Source organism: Escherichia sp. 93.1518 (assembly GCF_013368915.2).
Taxonomy (GTDB): domain Bacteria; phylum Pseudomonadota; class Gammaproteobacteria; order Enterobacterales; family Enterobacteriaceae; genus Escherichia; species Escherichia ruysiae.
Genome location: NZ_JABWMT020000005.1, coordinates 40873 through 54439 on the forward strand (window position 1 = coordinate 40873; position 13567 = coordinate 54439).

Sequence of the window (13567 nt, forward strand, 5' to 3'; positions counted from 1 at the left end):
TTTTCATGTCAAATATTGAAACTTTTTTAACGCTACAGCCTCAGAATAACGCTTGCGTTACATATCCCATGACCACTGCCATTCCTAAAATTACCATCAGAAAGGCAATAATCATCGGCGTGCGAAATATCGATTTCAGCAAAATAACTTCTGTTAAGCTGGCACCCGCGCTACCGATGATGAGTGCCATTACAGCTCCCATCCCCATGCCTTTGGTCATTAATACCGAGGCGAGGGGAATTACGGCCTCTGCACGTATATAGAGCGGGATACCTATAACCGCGCTCAAGGGGATGGCCAGTGGATTATCCGTTCCGGCATGTGCTGCAATCCATTGCGCTGGAATAAAGCCGTAAATAAATGAGCCAATTAGCACCCCAATTAACAGATAGGGTAGCACTTCTTTAAATTGCAGCCATGCATCCTTTATTGCCTGATTCAGCAGGCTGGGGGGAGCCGTTTTGGCTGCACTACAGCAATTAACAGCAGGTTTTGCGGTACAGCAAGATGTGGTTTGCGGCGTAAACGTCGAGGAGCGCAAGTTAATAACGGGTTTATCGGACACCGGTTTGCAGCAGCTCGCGTTGCTCCCCTTCGCCGGTATGACGTATCGTTCGAAGCCAACAAAATCCAGTAACAAACTGGCGCTCAGCGAAACACCGCACGCAATAACGGCGTACAGCAACGTTACCTTCCAGCCAAATGTTGCCCACATTAGCCCGACGATAATCGGGTTGAGTAATGGTGAAACAAACAAAAAGGTGAGCGTTGGGCCAAATCCCGCTTTTGCAGAAAGAAGACCGCGAAGCATGGGAATGGTTGAGCAACTGCAAAACGGAGTCACTGCACCTAACATTGCTGCCAGCAAATAACCGCGCCCTTTACGCGCACCCATCATTTTCTGGATCTTATGATCCGGGATTTTCTGACGGATTACGCTGACACCAGCACTGATAAGAAGAAAAAGTAACGATAGCTCTACGGCTAAGAACAGGAACATCCCGGCGGCGTCGCGCAGCCCTGGTAACCATTCAAACATTTTATACCCTCTATAAAACTATATTTCTAAAATTATCGAAATAATGAGCGATGAGCAAGATATTTCTGGTATTATCGAAATATCAATTAACCGGAGAAACTACTTATGGAACTGGAAGATGTCGCTAAGGCACTGAAAGAATTAGGTCATCCGACCCGTTTGTTTATTTTTCGTCATCTGGTCAAAGCGGGAGAGCGCGGGATGCCGGTAGGCGAGTTACAGAAGGAACTTGCGATCCCCGCATCGACCTTAAGCCACCATATCTCGGCGCTGGTATCCGTTGGTCTGGTTAAGCAAAACCGCGAAAGTCGCACGTTGATGTGTGTCTCGCAATATGATGTTCTGGAAGGAATTATTAGTTTTCTGCGTGAAGAGTGCTGCGTGAATAACGGGAAGTATTAATATTCGCCGGGCTGTAGCATAACCACAACCCGGCGAGAGCCATTATTTTTTCGCAGAACCCGCTTCTAATATAGAAACGATTGAAAACAGCGTAAAACATACTGCACCCAAGCCTACCAGAACCCGCGAGGGAATAAAGTAAGCCATATCGATTTGCGCAATTTCAGCAAGGAACGCCGCGAGGAACAGGCAAAACAGACAGGTAAATACCGGTATCATTGGTATTCTGTTGGTTAACGAACAGGTGCGTCTCCAGACCAACGCCAGCAACCACACTTTGGAGAAAATACTGTAGCAGATCATTCCCAGACAAATGAGAATAATGCCGGGTGCCAGACGGGCGCTTGCATCTGAACTGATTAATACGTAGATGCCCTGAATAACGGTAAGTGAGCCGAGCAAAATAACCCAATAACACCAGAGCCAATGTTCTTTCTCTGAGAATGTATTCCGCGTTTGATGAACAATGGTGGCGACCAGACCAATAAGACAAGCGCAAATTGCCGTTAGCCCCAGGAGTACATGGCCTGCAACATAATGCGCTGTAATATCTGCACTACGCAAAAGAGTAACTGACCAGAGGAAACCAAAGAGAGTCAGAAGTAGTGGCACGGCAATTAAGCAATTACCAATAAACGAAGAATAAGCCTGAAGCGGAGTTCCATCGCTTTTACTACCTGCTGAGTTTTTCGGGATGAGCAGAAAATGCCCGGAAGATGCCGCGACGGTTGATACGCAGGCGGCAATCATCCCAACACCAAAAATAACGTGCCCGGCTACAAATTCATCCGCCATCACATTATCGCTTGCCAGCAGAGACCATCCCCAAATCATCGTTGCAACGGAACCTGCATAACCAATAATAGGAAATAGCGTGTTGTAGAATTTATTCACACCATGATTTAACTGAGAGATGATAATAAATGCTGTAGTGAACAACGCCAGGCATATTGCAGAAAGAGAAATTAAAACATGTCCTGCAACGAAATATTCACTTTGCCCTGAACCTGCTAATACAAAATCACCTAACGCGATGCATATTATACCCATTATCAAAGGGATTAATTTAAACAACCATCCGATATATATGTTCATTTCAATCTCCATATACGTTTCCGCTAATGTCAGAAAGCGTGTAAGTAGTATTTTTAGTCACTTAAATATAACAATGAGATACCACTAATTGTAAAAAGTAACTTTACTATAACCGGATTTATTGTTCTGAGTATTGAATTTTATAGGCGAGTTAATGCTGGCAAATAAATATTTATCCTACAGCTAATTCTGAATTAATATCTTTTCCTTATTTTTCATCGTCGCTTAAAATGCTGCTTTTTCTCATCCACCCTCTTTTCGCAAAAATACCCTATTACCTTTCGTTAAGATATTTGTACACAAGAGAATAATAACGCTGTGTGATAGTCACCGTTCCTGTTAAGGATATTTTGGGTTAAAAACGTAATCTAAATGTAGAACATCGTGATGTATCACAAGCTGATTGTAATCAAATAGACAACATGAATATAACTGTTAGTATTTAATTGATTTCAATTATGAGTATGCGTGTTTCATTTACGGCCAGGAATGCTGATGATGACAACATTACTACCCGTTTTCACTAAGCCTTCCCCGTTGGCGCTCATCTTGCGGCGCCCTGGTCGTATATGCCGTTTCCTTCTCATCCCGGATGGAAGAATTCGCTGAACATCGTTCGGCGGCTGCTGTAACACGCGTCGTTTAATTACAGGGATTATGGCGGGTCGATTATGGATAAGATTAAGCGCCATCTGGCGTGGTGGGTTGTCGGGTTACTGGCGGTTGCGGCCGTCCTGGCGTGGTGGTTATTGCGTCCGGCAGGTGTACCGGAGGGCTTTGCCGTCAGTAATGGTCGCATTGAAGCGACGGAAGTGGATATCGCCAGTAAAATCGCCGGGCGTATCGACACCATTCTGGTGAAAGAGGGGCAGTTTGTCCGCGAAGGCGAAGTGCTGGCGAAGATGGACACTCGTGTGTTGCAGGAGCAGCGACTGGAAGCCATCGCGCAAATCAAAGAGGCGCAAAGTGCCGTTGCCGCCGCGCAGGCTTTGCTGGAACAGCGGCAAAGTGAAACTCGTGCCGCACAGTCGCTGGTTAATCAACGCCAGGCTGAACTGGACTCCGTAGCCAAACGTCATACGCGTTCCCGCTCGCTCGCCCATAGTGGGGCTATTTCTGCGCAACAACTGGATGATGACCGCGCCGCCGCTGAAAGCGCCCGTGCTGCGCTGGAATCGGCAAAAGCCCAGGTTTCGGCTTCTAAAGCCGCTATTGAAGCGGCACGTACCAATATCATTCAGGCACAAACTCGTGTAGAAGCTGCGCAAGCCACTGAACGGCGTATTGCGGCAGATATCGACGATAGTGAACTAAAAGCCCCGCGCGATGGACGCGTGCAGTATCGGGTTGCTGAGCCAGGCGAAGTGCTGGCGGCAGGCGGTCGGGTGCTGAATATGGTCGATCTGAGCGACGTTTATATGACCTTCTTCCTGCCAACCGAACAGGCGGGCACGCTGAAACTTGGCGGCGAAGCACGGCTGATCCTCGATGCCGCGCCAGATTTGCGTATTCCTGCGACCATCAGTTTTGTCGCCAGCGTCGCCCAGTTCACGCCAAAAACCGTCGAAACCAGCGATGAACGGCTGAAACTGATGTTCCGTGTCAAAGCGCGTATCCCACCGGAATTACTCCAGCAGCATCTGGAATATGTCAAAACTGGTTTGCCGGGCGTAGCGTGGGTGCGGGTGAATGAAGAACTTCCGTGGCCTGACGACCTCGTGGTGAGGTTGCCGCAATGACGCATCTGGAACTGGTTCCCGTCCCGCCTGTCGCGCAACTGGCGGGCGTGAGCCAGCATTATGGAAAAACCGTTGCGCTGAACAATATTACTCTCGATATTCCGGCCCGTTGCATGGTCGGGCTGATTGGCCCGGACGGCGTCGGGAAGTCGAGCTTGTTGTCATTGATTTCCGGTGCCCGCGTCATTGAGCAGGGCAATGTGATCGTGCTGGGCGGCGATATGCGCGACCCGAAGCATCGCCGCGACGTCTGCCCGCGCATCGCCTGGATGCCGCAGGGGCTGGGCAAAAATCTCTACCACACCTTATCGGTGTATGAAAATGTCGATTTTTTCGCTCGCCTGTTCGGTCACGATAAAGCGGAGCGGGAAGTCCGAATTAATGAGTTGCTGACCAGCACCGGGTTAGCACCGTTTCGCGATCGTCCGGCAGGTAAACTCTCCGGCGGGATGAAGCAAAAACTTGGGCTGTGCTGCGCGTTAATCCACGACCCGGAACTGTTGATCCTTGATGAGCCAACAACGGGGGTTGACCCGCTCTCCCGCGCCCAGTTCTGGGATCTGATCGACAGTATTCGCCAGCGGCAGAGCAATATGAGCGTGCTGGTCGCCACCGCCTACATGGAAGAGGCCGAACGCTTCGACTGGCTGGTAGCGATGAATGCCGGAGAAGTGCTGGCGACCGGTAGCGCCGAAGAACTGCGTCAGCAAACACAAAGCGCCACGCTGGAAGAAGCATTTATTAATCTGTTACCGCAAGCGCAACGCCAGGCGCATCAGGCGGTAGTGATCCCACCGTATCAACCTGAAAACGCAGAGATTGCCATCGAAGCGCGCGATCTGACCATGCGTTTTGGTTCCTTCGTTGCCGTTGATCACGTCAATTTCCGCATTCCACGCGGGGAGATTTTTGGTTTCCTCGGTTCGAACGGCTGCGGTAAATCCACCACTATGAAAATGCTTACCGGACTGCTGCCCGCCAGCGAAGGTGAGGCGTGGCTGTTTGGGCAACCGGTTGATCCAAAAGATATCGATACCCGTCGTCGGGTGGGCTATATGTCGCAGGCGTTTTCGCTCTATAACGAACTCACCGTGCGGCAAAACCTTGAGTTACATGCTCGTTTGTTTCACATCCCGGAAGCGGAAATTCCCGCGCGAGTTGCTGAAATGAGCGAGCGTTTTAAGCTCAACGACGTCGAAGATGTGCTGCCTGAGTCATTGCCGCTCGGCATTCGTCAGCGGCTTTCACTGGCGGTAGCGGTGATTCATCGCCCGGAGATGTTAATCCTCGATGAGCCTACTTCTGGCGTCGATCCGGTGGCGAGGGATATGTTCTGGCAGTTGATGGTCGATCTCTCGCGCCAGGACAAAGTGACTATTTTCATCTCCACCCACTTTATGAACGAAGCGGAACGCTGCGACCGTATCTCACTGATGCACGCCGGAAAAGTGCTCGCCAGCGGCACGCCACAGGAGCTGGTTGAGGAACGTGGAGCCGCCAGTCTGGAAGAGGCATTTATCGCCTGTTTGCAGGAGGCGGCAGGGCAGAGCAACGAAGCCGAAGCGCCGCCCGTGATACACGACACCACCCACGCCCCGCGTCAGGGATTTAGCCTGCGCCGTCTGTTTAGCTACAGCCGCCGCGAAGCACTGGAATTGCGCCGCGATCCGGTGCGTTCGACGCTGGCGCTGATGGGAACAGTGATCCTGATGCTGATAATGGGTTACGGCATCAGTATGGATGTGGAAAACCTGCGCTTTGCGGTGCTCGATCGCGACCAGACCGTCAGTAGCCAGGCGTGGACGCTCAATCTCTCCGGTTCCCGTTACTTTATCGAACAACCACCGCTCACCAGTTATGACGAGCTGGATCGCCGGATGCGTGCGGGCGATATCACGGTGGCAATTGAGATCCCACCCAATTTCGGGCGCGATATCGCGCGTGGTACACCCGTGGAACTCGGTGTCTGGATCGATGGTGCGATGCCGAGCCGCGCCGAAACGGTAAAAGGCTACGTGCAGGCTATGCACCAGAGCTGGTTACAGGATGTAGCGAGCCGACAATCCACGCCCGCCAGCCAAAGCGGGCTGATGAATATTGAGACGCGTTATCGCTATAACCCGGACGTAAAAAGCCTGCCAGCGATTGTTCCGGCGGTGATCCCGCTTCTGCTGATGATGATCCCGTCAATGCTAAGCGCCCTTAGCGTGGTGCGGGAAAAAGAGCTAGGGTCGATTATCAACCTTTACGTGACCCCCACCACCCGTAGCGAGTTTTTGCTTGGCAAACAGCTGCCGTACATCGCGCTGGGGATGCTGAACTTTTTCCTGCTCTGCGCCCTGTCAGTGTTTGTGTTTGGCGTGCCGCATAAAGGCAGCTTCATGACGCTCACCCTGGCGGCGCTGCTGTATATCATCATCGCCACCGGAATGGGGCTGCTGATCTCCACCTTTATGAAAAGCCAGATTGCCGCCATTTTCGGTACGGCGATTATCACGTTGATTCCGGCGACGCAGTTTTCCGGGATGATCGATCCGGTGGCATCGCTGGAAGGGCCGGGGCGTTGGATCGGCGAGGTTTACCCCACCAGTCATTTTCTGACTATCGCGCGCGGGACGTTTTCGAAGGCGCTGGATCTGACGGACTTATGGCAACTTTTTATCCCGTTGCTGATAGCCATACCGCTGGTGATGGGCTTAAGCATCCTGCTGCTGAAAAAACAGGAGGGATGATGCGCCATTTACGCAATATTTTTAATCTGGGTATCAAAGAGTTGCGCAGTCTGCTCGGTGATAAAGCGATGCTGACGCTGATTGTTTTCTCGTTTACGGTGTCGGTGTACTCGTCGGCAACCGTTACGCCAGGATCGTTGAATCTCGCACCGATCGCCATTGCCGATATGGATCAATCGCAGTTGTCGAACCGGATCGTTAACAGCTTCTACCGCCCGTGGTTTTTGCCGCCGGAGATGATCACCTCCGATGAGATGGATGCCGGGCTGGACGCCGGGCGCTATACCTTCGCGATAAATATTCCGCCTAATTTTCAGCGTGATGTCCTCGCCGGACGCCAGCCGGATATTCAGGTGAACGTCGATGCCACGCGCATGAGCCAGGCATTTACCGGCAACGGGTATATCCAGAATATTATCAACAGTGAAGTGAACAGCTTTGTCGCGCGCTACCGTGATAACAGCGAACCGTTGGTATCGTTGGAAACCCGGATGCGCTTTAACCCGAATCTCGATCCCGCGTGGTTTGGCGGGGTGATGGCGATCATCAACAACATTACCATGCTGGCGATTGTGCTGACCGGATCGGCGCTGATCCGCGAGCGTGAACACGGCACGGTGGAACACTTACTGGTGATGCCGATAACGCCGTTTGAGATCATGATGGCAAAGGTCTGGTCGATGGGGCTGGTGGTGCTGGTGGTGTCGGGATTATCGCTGGTGCTGATGGTGAAAGGCGTACTGGGTGTACCGATTGAAGGCTCGATCCCGCTGTTTATGCTGGGCGTGGCGCTCAGTCTGTTTGCCACCACGTCAATCGGCATTTTTATGGGGACGATCGCGCGTTCAATGCCGCAACTGGGGCTGCTGGTGATTCTGGTGCTGCTGCCGCTACAAATGCTTTCCGGTGGTTCCACGCCACGCGAAAGTATGCCGCAGATGGTGCAGGACATTATGTTGACCATGCCGACGACACACTTTGTTAGCCTCGCGCAAGCCATTCTCTACCGTGGTGCCGGATTCGAAATCGTCTGGCCGCAGTTCCTTACGCTGATGGCAATCGGCGGCGCGTTTTTCACCATCGCGCTGCTGCGATTCAGGAAGACGATTGGGACAATGGCGTGATTACGGGGTTAATCTTCCTTCGGCAGGCACTGTAAATGCCCGTGCCGCACGCCGCGCTGGGCGATAACGTCATCGGCAAAATGTTGTACGTCGCCCATGTCTCCTTTCAGAACGGCGATTTCCAGACAGTCGTCGTGATTAATGTGCACATGCAGCGTGGCGACCGAGAGATCGTGGTGATGATGCTGGGTGGAGACAATACGGCTGGCTAAGTCGCGTTTTTCGTGTTCATACACATACGACAGCACCGCGAAACCTTGTGTGCCGTGCTGCTGGGTAGCTTCCTGCGCCAGGGCGCTACGCAGAATATCGCGGATAGCTTCGGAACGGTTGTTATAACCACGACGCTGGCTCAGGCTGTCCAGCGTCTCCAGTAAATCGTCATCAAGCGTGATGGTGACTCGTTGCATTTGCGTTAAACCTTTTCTGTGGTGCGACGGCGCACGGGGAATGCGGGTAATACCGCGTTTTGTAGCACACGTCCGGCGTCAGAGGAAAAGGTTAATTTATCTCCCACCACCTGGGTTTCGACGATTTGTCCGTTGTCCATCACCATCACTCGCTGACAGAAGCGTTCCACCAGGCGTAAGTCGTGGGTGATGAACAGGCAGGCGGTGCCAAACTGTTGTTGTAGCTTTTTCAGCAGGCGAATGACGCCCGCCTGTAATACGAGATCAAGGTTAGAAACCGCTTCATCCAGAATCAGCAGTTTCGGTTCGACCGCCAGCGCGCGAGCCAGGCAGACGCGCTGGAGCTGGCCGCCGCTTAACTGCGGTGGGCGTTTGTCGAGCACGCTGTCATCGAGATCGACCGCCTTCAGCATTTCGCTGGCGCGCGCCAGTTGTTCGGATTTTTTCAGTGATAGCAGGTGGCGCATCGGTTCACGCAGGATCTCGCGCACGGTTTTGCGCGGATTCACGGCGCTGATGGAGTCCTGAAATACCATCTGAATATCGCGGCGGAACGCTTTACGCTGGGCGCGATTGAGTTTCGTCAGCGGTTCGCCGCGCCAGCTAATATTCCCTTGTGAGGGCAATTCTAAGCCTACCAGTAGCCGCGCGAGGGTGCTTTTTCCGCAGCCGCTGCGTCCCAGCAGGGCGACGGTTTCACCGCTTTTCAGGGTCAGGGAAACGTTATTCAGCACCGTCTGATGTTGATGTTTTCCGCTAAATCCACCGTGGGCATAGTGATGGGAAAGGTCGGAGACGTTAAGTAAAGTCATGATGCCAGCTCCATACCGTAGAGGGCGAGATGAGCGGAAACCAGGCTGCGCGTCACCGTATGTTTGGGGGCGTTAAACAGCGTTTCTACATCGCCCTGTTCGACAATCTTACCGTGTGACATCACCGCCACGTCATCTGCCAGACGCGCCACCACGCCCATATCATGGGTGACCAGCAGCATTCCCGGCGCTTGTTTTTGCATAATGCTTTCCAGCAGATCGAGGATGCGTGCCTGTGCTACCACGTCGAGGTCGGTGGTCGGTTCATCGGCGATGATAAACGGTGATTCACACAGCACCGCCATCGCAATCATCATGCGCTGCAACATGCCGCCGCTCATCTCGAACGGGTACAGCTTCAATACACGCGCGGCGTTTTCCAGCCCCACCGCTTCTATGGCAGCGGTAAGCGTGGCGTCATCGGCGGGTTTCCCCAGCGCCAGACAGGTTTCCCGCGCGTGGGTCTGCATGGTGTGTAGCGGATTAAAGGCGCTGCGCGGGTTCTGCATGATGGTGGCAATTTTGATGCCGCGCAGGGCGCAAGGCGAAACCGGTTTGCCATCGGCTAAAATTTCCCCCGCCGTCTGGCGAACGCCAGCGGGCAGAATGCCCAGCGTCGCGGCGCAGGTCAGTGATTTCCCGCTGCCGCTACCGCCGACTAACGCCAGCACACGCCCGCGTTTAAGGGTTAACGATACGCCGTGCACCAGCGGCTGCGCGGCCTGTAGCGCGATATTACGTAGTTCAATCTGTTGCGGCATTAGTGTGCGTGCTCCGTCACCAGATGAGGATCCAGATGATCGCGCAGTGCGTCACCCACCAGGTTAAAGGCCATCACGCTGATAAACAGCGCCAGCCCCGGCCAGAACATTTGCAGCGGCTGAGTCCAGATATACTGACGCGCGTCGTTAATCATCACGCCCCATTCGGCGGTCGGAGCGGTCACGCCGAGGCCGAGGAAGGACATCCCCGCGACGTGCAGCATCATATGGCCGATATCCAGCGTCGCCAGCACCAGCAGCGAGGGGATCACCGCGCCTGCCAGATGATCAACAAACACCCGCACATGGCCCGCGCCAGAAAGCCGTGATGCCAGCACAAACTCGCGCTGGCGCAGCGAAATCACAAGGCTGCGCACCATACGCGCGTACCACGCCCAGTGTGACAGGGCGATGGCGATAATGACGTTGGTCAACCCGGTGCCGAGCACGCCAACCATAAAGAACGACAGAATCGAGGTCGGGAAGGTCATAAACATATCGGCGACGCGCATGGTGGCCTGATCGACACGCCCGCCAATCAGCCCCGCACTACCGCCAATGACCAGCCCTAATGTCAGCACCAGCAGCAGGCAGGCCATTACCGAGCCGAGCGACACGCGGATCGCCGCCATCAGCCGCGAGAAAATATCACGCCCTAAGTGATCGGTGCCCAGCCAGTGCTGCGCATCCGGCGAGAGCAGGCGCGACGGCAGATCAATCGCCTGTGGGTCATACGGCAGCCACCACTGGCTGGTGAGCGCAATCAGCGCCAGCAGGGCGATAATGATCAGCGCCAGGCGTACCGACCAGCGGGAAGAGAGGAAAAAGTTCACGCGTGCGCTCCTTCATGACGACGAATGCGCGGGTCCAGCGCGGCGTTGAGCAAATCGACAATCAAATTACAGACCACAAAAACCACCACCATCATCAGCGTAAAGCATTGAATCACCGGATAGTCACGGTTGAAAATCGCCGATACCGCATAGCGCCCGACGCCCGGCCAGGCAAAGATGTTTTCGATAATCATCGTCCCGCCGATCAGTTCGCCGATGTGCATCCCCACGGCGGTGATCATCGGCAGCGAGGCATTGCGCAGGATGTGACGGCGTTCGGTCTGTTTGTCGTTCAAACCGCGCAGCCGCGCCCAGGTGACGTGACGCTGACCGGCGACGTCCAGCATACTGGCGCGCAGCAGCCGCGCGTTAATCGCCAGCGACATAAAGGCGATGGAAACCGCAGGCAAAATGATGTGCTGCCAGCCGCCGTAACCCATCGCGGGTAGCCATTGCAGATACACCGAAAACGCCATCACCAGTAAAAACGCCAGCCAGAAGTTAGGCATTGAGACGCCAAGAAACGCGATGAAACGTACGGCGAAATCCGGCAGACGGTCGCGATGGCGCGCCGCCCAGATACCGAGCGGTACGGAAGTGAGCAGAATTAACACCAGCGCCGCGCCCGCCAGTTCCAGCGTGGCGGGCAGGAAGTTCAGCATATCGTCGAGTACCGGGCGTTGGCTGGCGAATGAGATACCAAAGTCAAGATGCAGCGCCTTCCACAACCAGGTGCCGTACTGGACGTACAGCGGCTGATCCAGTCCCAGCATGGTGCGGGTAGAGGCCAGCATCTCCGGCGTCGGCGGCAGGTTAGACAGACGCAAATAATCGAGCGCCGGGTCGCCGGTACCGAGGCGCAGCATCAGAAAAATGATCACCGAGGCGGCGAGCACCATCGGGATCAGCAGCAGAAAGCGGCGTAATACGTAACGCAACATTAAGGTTTCACCGGTTTAATCTGTTCGAACGGAATTTCGGTGGCGATCGGCGCGTAGGGGATGTTGCCCAGTTCCGGTTTCGATACCACCATCATTGAGATGTAGCTGATAGGCAGGTAAACCGCCTCGTCATGCAGACGGGTCAGAATGTCGCGATACAGCGCCTGACGTTGCGTTTCGTCATGGGTCGCCAGCACTTCGCCGATCTCTTTATCAATCAGCGGTTTGTCGGCTAATCCTTGCTGTGCCTGGAAGTCAGCGTGTGACGGTACGCGCATTGAACTCAGGAAGGCGTGTGGATCGTAAGGCGCGCCCCAGGTGCGGTGGAAAATCATGCCAAAACGACCATCGCGCTGACGAGCATAGATACTGCTCTCTTCTTCGCCAATCAGCGAGACATCTGCGCCGATCTGGCGCATATCAGCCTGAATGATTTCCGCCATCGATTTACTTAACGCATCGGTGCCGATGAACGAAAGTTCAATGTGCAGCGGCTGGCCATTTTTCTCGCGGATGTCTTTTCCCGCAGGCAACGTCCAACCGGCTTTTTCCAGCAATTCTTTCGCTTTCTGTGGATCGTACTGGCGCGGCTTCAGGCCGAGATTAGCGTAGGGCACGGAAGGGGCAAACAGGGTGTCGGCGACCTGCTGAGTGCCATACAACGCATTATCAATCAGCGATTTTTTGTTTACCGCGTAATTGAGAGCTTCCCGCACTGCCAGCTCGTTGGTGGGGGCTTTGGCAGTATTAAGCGCCAGCATCACGGTTTCGATCGGCTGTGACAGTTGGGTATGGTAAGCCGGATTCTGGCTAAAGCGGGCGAAGGTATCGAGCGGTAATAACCCTTCGTTTCCGTACAGCAGGTCGATATCGCCAGTTTCAAACGCCACCGCGCGGGTAGTCGGGTCCGGGATCACGTTAAAGGTGATCTTTTTAATCGCCGGCTTTTCGCCCCAGTAGTTTTCGTTACGGACGAAGACATCGTACTGATTCAGTTTCGATTCCTGCAAAACCCACGGTCCGGTGCCAATCGGTGCTTTAATTCCGTTCATGGTTTCATGGTTTTTAAACTGCGAGGGGGCGATAAAGCGGAAAGGACGGGGCAGGGCCAGTTCTTGCAGGAAAGGATAGTAGGCGCTTTTCAGGGTGATTTGCAGCTCCGTTTTACTGAGTGCTTTAACATCAACAATCTGGTTTGCCAGCTCCAGCCAGGCGTGACGTTGACGGTTATCGAGCACTACGCGGAAGTTTTCTGCCGCCGCCTCGGCATCGAACGGTTCACCGTTGGAGAATTTCACGTCATCACGCAGGGTGAAGGTCCAGGTTTTACCATCTTCTGAATGAGTCCAGCTTTTTGCCAGCCACGGGATCACCGAACCGTCTGCCTGATATTTCACCAGCGGTTCATAAACCATGCTCTGGGCGAACATCTGGTTAGGCGTGTAAAGGTGCGGGTTTAGTGGCCCGACATTCACCGGCCAGGCGGTGGTGATTTCATCTGGTGCAGCGGCATGGACGATAAAAGACGCACAAGCCAGCAGCGCAAATAGAGTGCGGCGGAGTGTGGAGAGCATGGTAACCCCAATGGATTAAAATAGATGGCGGAAATAAGTATGACGATTTTAAGTATTCGTCATACTGATTACCTGTTCTGGATCAATAGATGGGCAGTCGGGTGG

The 13567-nt window shown here is 53.7% G+C and carries 13 protein-coding genes; 5 read left to right on the top strand and 8 right to left on the bottom strand.

The window, feature by feature from the left end; genetic code table 11:
- Nucleotides 1-40: 40 nt before the first annotated feature.
- Entirely contained in the window at nt 41-1039 is a 999-nt protein-coding gene (locus HEN21_RS05205; protein WP_176251718.1) for a permease, read from the bottom strand.
- 105 nt (nt 1040-1144) lie between these two features.
- Between HEN21_RS05205 and HEN21_RS05210 the strand changes: the two genes are divergently transcribed.
- Nucleotides 1145-1441 (top strand): ArsR/SmtB family transcription factor, encoded by a 297-nt coding sequence (locus HEN21_RS05210; protein ID WP_000418114.1) that lies wholly within the window; start codon nt 1145-1147, stop codon nt 1439-1441.
- 42 nt (nt 1442-1483) lie between these two features.
- Here HEN21_RS05210 and HEN21_RS05215 read toward each other — a convergent pair whose 3' ends face one another.
- The gene (locus HEN21_RS05215) at nt 1484-2536 is read right to left on the bottom strand and encodes a DUF2776 family protein (protein ID WP_176251761.1); all 1053 of its coding nucleotides are present in this window, start codon (nt 2534-2536) and stop codon (nt 1484-1486) included.
- A 495-nt stretch (nt 2537-3031) separates the two neighbouring features.
- On the opposite strand from HEN21_RS05215, the gene HEN21_RS22970 reads away from it, so the two are divergent.
- The 4 genes from HEN21_RS22970 to HEN21_RS05230 all read left to right on the top strand — a co-directional run bounded on the left by HEN21_RS22970 (nt 3032) and on the right by HEN21_RS05230 (nt 8131).
- Nucleotides 3032-3145: a hypothetical protein gene (locus HEN21_RS22970; RefSeq protein WP_212976463.1), complete on the top strand. Its 114-nt coding sequence runs from the start codon at nt 3032-3034 to the stop codon at nt 3143-3145.
- Between the two features lie 62 nt (nt 3146-3207).
- Nucleotides 3208-4275 carry an HlyD family secretion protein gene (locus tag HEN21_RS05220; RefSeq protein WP_000357900.1) on the top strand — a complete coding sequence of 356 codons (1068 nt, stop codon included), beginning with the start codon at nt 3208-3210 and terminating at the stop codon, nt 4273-4275.
- Nucleotides 4272-7007, top strand: coding sequence for a ribosome-associated ATPase/putative transporter RbbA (gene rbbA, locus HEN21_RS05225; protein WP_000149102.1), 2736 nt, complete (start codon nt 4272-4274; stop codon nt 7005-7007). The genes HEN21_RS05220 and rbbA overlap by 4 nt, the downstream gene beginning before the upstream one ends.
- Nucleotides 7007-8131 (top strand): ABC transporter permease, encoded by a 1125-nt coding sequence (locus HEN21_RS05230; RefSeq protein WP_105285314.1) that lies wholly within the window; start codon nt 7007-7009, stop codon nt 8129-8131. Before rbbA ends, HEN21_RS05230 begins: the two co-directional genes overlap by 1 nt.
- Nucleotides 8132-8139: 8 nt before the next feature.
- On the opposite strand, the gene nikR is transcribed toward HEN21_RS05230, so the two are convergent.
- The 6 genes from nikR to nikA are packed head-to-tail and all read right to left on the bottom strand — an operon-like array spanning nt 8140 to nt 13462.
- Complete coding sequence (nikR, locus tag HEN21_RS05235) at nt 8140-8541, bottom strand: nickel-responsive transcriptional regulator NikR (protein WP_001190062.1); 402 nt, start codon at nt 8539-8541, stop codon at nt 8140-8142.
- 5 nt (nt 8542-8546) lie between these two features.
- Nucleotides 8547-9353: a nickel import ATP-binding protein NikE gene (nikE, locus tag HEN21_RS05240; RefSeq protein WP_176251719.1), complete on the bottom strand. Its 807-nt coding sequence runs from the start codon at nt 9351-9353 to the stop codon at nt 8547-8549.
- Complete coding sequence (nikD, locus tag HEN21_RS05245; RefSeq protein WP_105285316.1) at nt 9350-10114, bottom strand: nickel import ATP-binding protein NikD; 765 nt, start codon at nt 10112-10114, stop codon at nt 9350-9352. Before nikD ends, nikE begins: the two co-directional genes overlap by 4 nt.
- Nucleotides 10114-10947 carry a nickel ABC transporter permease subunit NikC gene (gene nikC / locus HEN21_RS05250; protein ID WP_136752917.1) on the bottom strand — a complete coding sequence of 278 codons (834 nt, stop codon included), beginning with the start codon at nt 10945-10947 and terminating at the stop codon, nt 10114-10116. Before nikC ends, nikD begins: the two co-directional genes overlap by 1 nt.
- Nucleotides 10944-11888: a nickel ABC transporter permease subunit NikB gene (gene nikB / locus HEN21_RS05255; protein WP_000947068.1), complete on the bottom strand. Its 945-nt coding sequence runs from the start codon at nt 11886-11888 to the stop codon at nt 10944-10946. Before nikB ends, nikC begins: the two co-directional genes overlap by 4 nt.
- Nucleotides 11888-13462, bottom strand: coding sequence for a nickel ABC transporter substrate-binding protein (nikA, locus tag HEN21_RS05260; RefSeq protein ID WP_176251720.1), 1575 nt, complete (start codon nt 13460-13462; stop codon nt 11888-11890). Before nikA ends, nikB begins: the two co-directional genes overlap by 1 nt.
- Nucleotides 13463-13567 lie beyond the last annotated feature (105 nt).

What these genes read in the sequence shown, in the direction of transcription:
- HEN21_RS05205 (WP_176251718.1), bottom strand. Translation starts at nt 1,039, where the DNA reads ATGTTTGAATGGTTACCAGGGCTGCGCGACGCCGCCGGGATGTTCCTG.
- HEN21_RS05210 (WP_000418114.1), top strand. Translation starts at nt 1,145, where the DNA reads ATGGAACTGGAAGATGTCGCTAAGGCACTGAAAGAATTAGGTCATCCG.
- HEN21_RS05215 (WP_176251761.1), bottom strand. Translation starts at nt 2,536, where the DNA reads ATGAACATATATATCGGATGGTTGTTTAAATTAATCCCTTTGATAATG.
- HEN21_RS22970 (WP_212976463.1), top strand. Translation starts at nt 3,032, where the DNA reads ATGATGACAACATTACTACCCGTTTTCACTAAGCCTTCCCCGTTGGCG.
- HEN21_RS05220 (WP_000357900.1), top strand. Translation starts at nt 3,208, where the DNA reads ATGGATAAGATTAAGCGCCATCTGGCGTGGTGGGTTGTCGGGTTACTG.
- rbbA (WP_000149102.1), top strand. Translation starts at nt 4,272, where the DNA reads ATGACGCATCTGGAACTGGTTCCCGTCCCGCCTGTCGCGCAACTGGCG.
- HEN21_RS05230 (WP_105285314.1), top strand. Translation starts at nt 7,007, where the DNA reads ATGCGCCATTTACGCAATATTTTTAATCTGGGTATCAAAGAGTTGCGC.
- nikR (WP_001190062.1), bottom strand. Translation starts at nt 8,541, where the DNA reads ATGCAACGAGTCACCATCACGCTTGATGACGATTTACTGGAGACGCTG.
- nikE (WP_176251719.1), bottom strand. Translation starts at nt 9,353, where the DNA reads ATGACTTTACTTAACGTCTCCGACCTTTCCCATCACTATGCCCACGGT.
- nikD (WP_105285316.1), bottom strand. Translation starts at nt 10,114, where the DNA reads ATGCCGCAACAGATTGAACTACGTAATATCGCGCTACAGGCCGCGCAG.
- nikB (WP_000947068.1), bottom strand. Translation starts at nt 11,888, where the DNA reads ATGTTGCGTTACGTATTACGCCGCTTTCTGCTGCTGATCCCGATGGTG.
- nikA (WP_176251720.1), bottom strand. Translation starts at nt 13,462, where the DNA reads ATGCTCTCCACACTCCGCCGCACTCTATTTGCGCTGCTGGCTTGTGCG.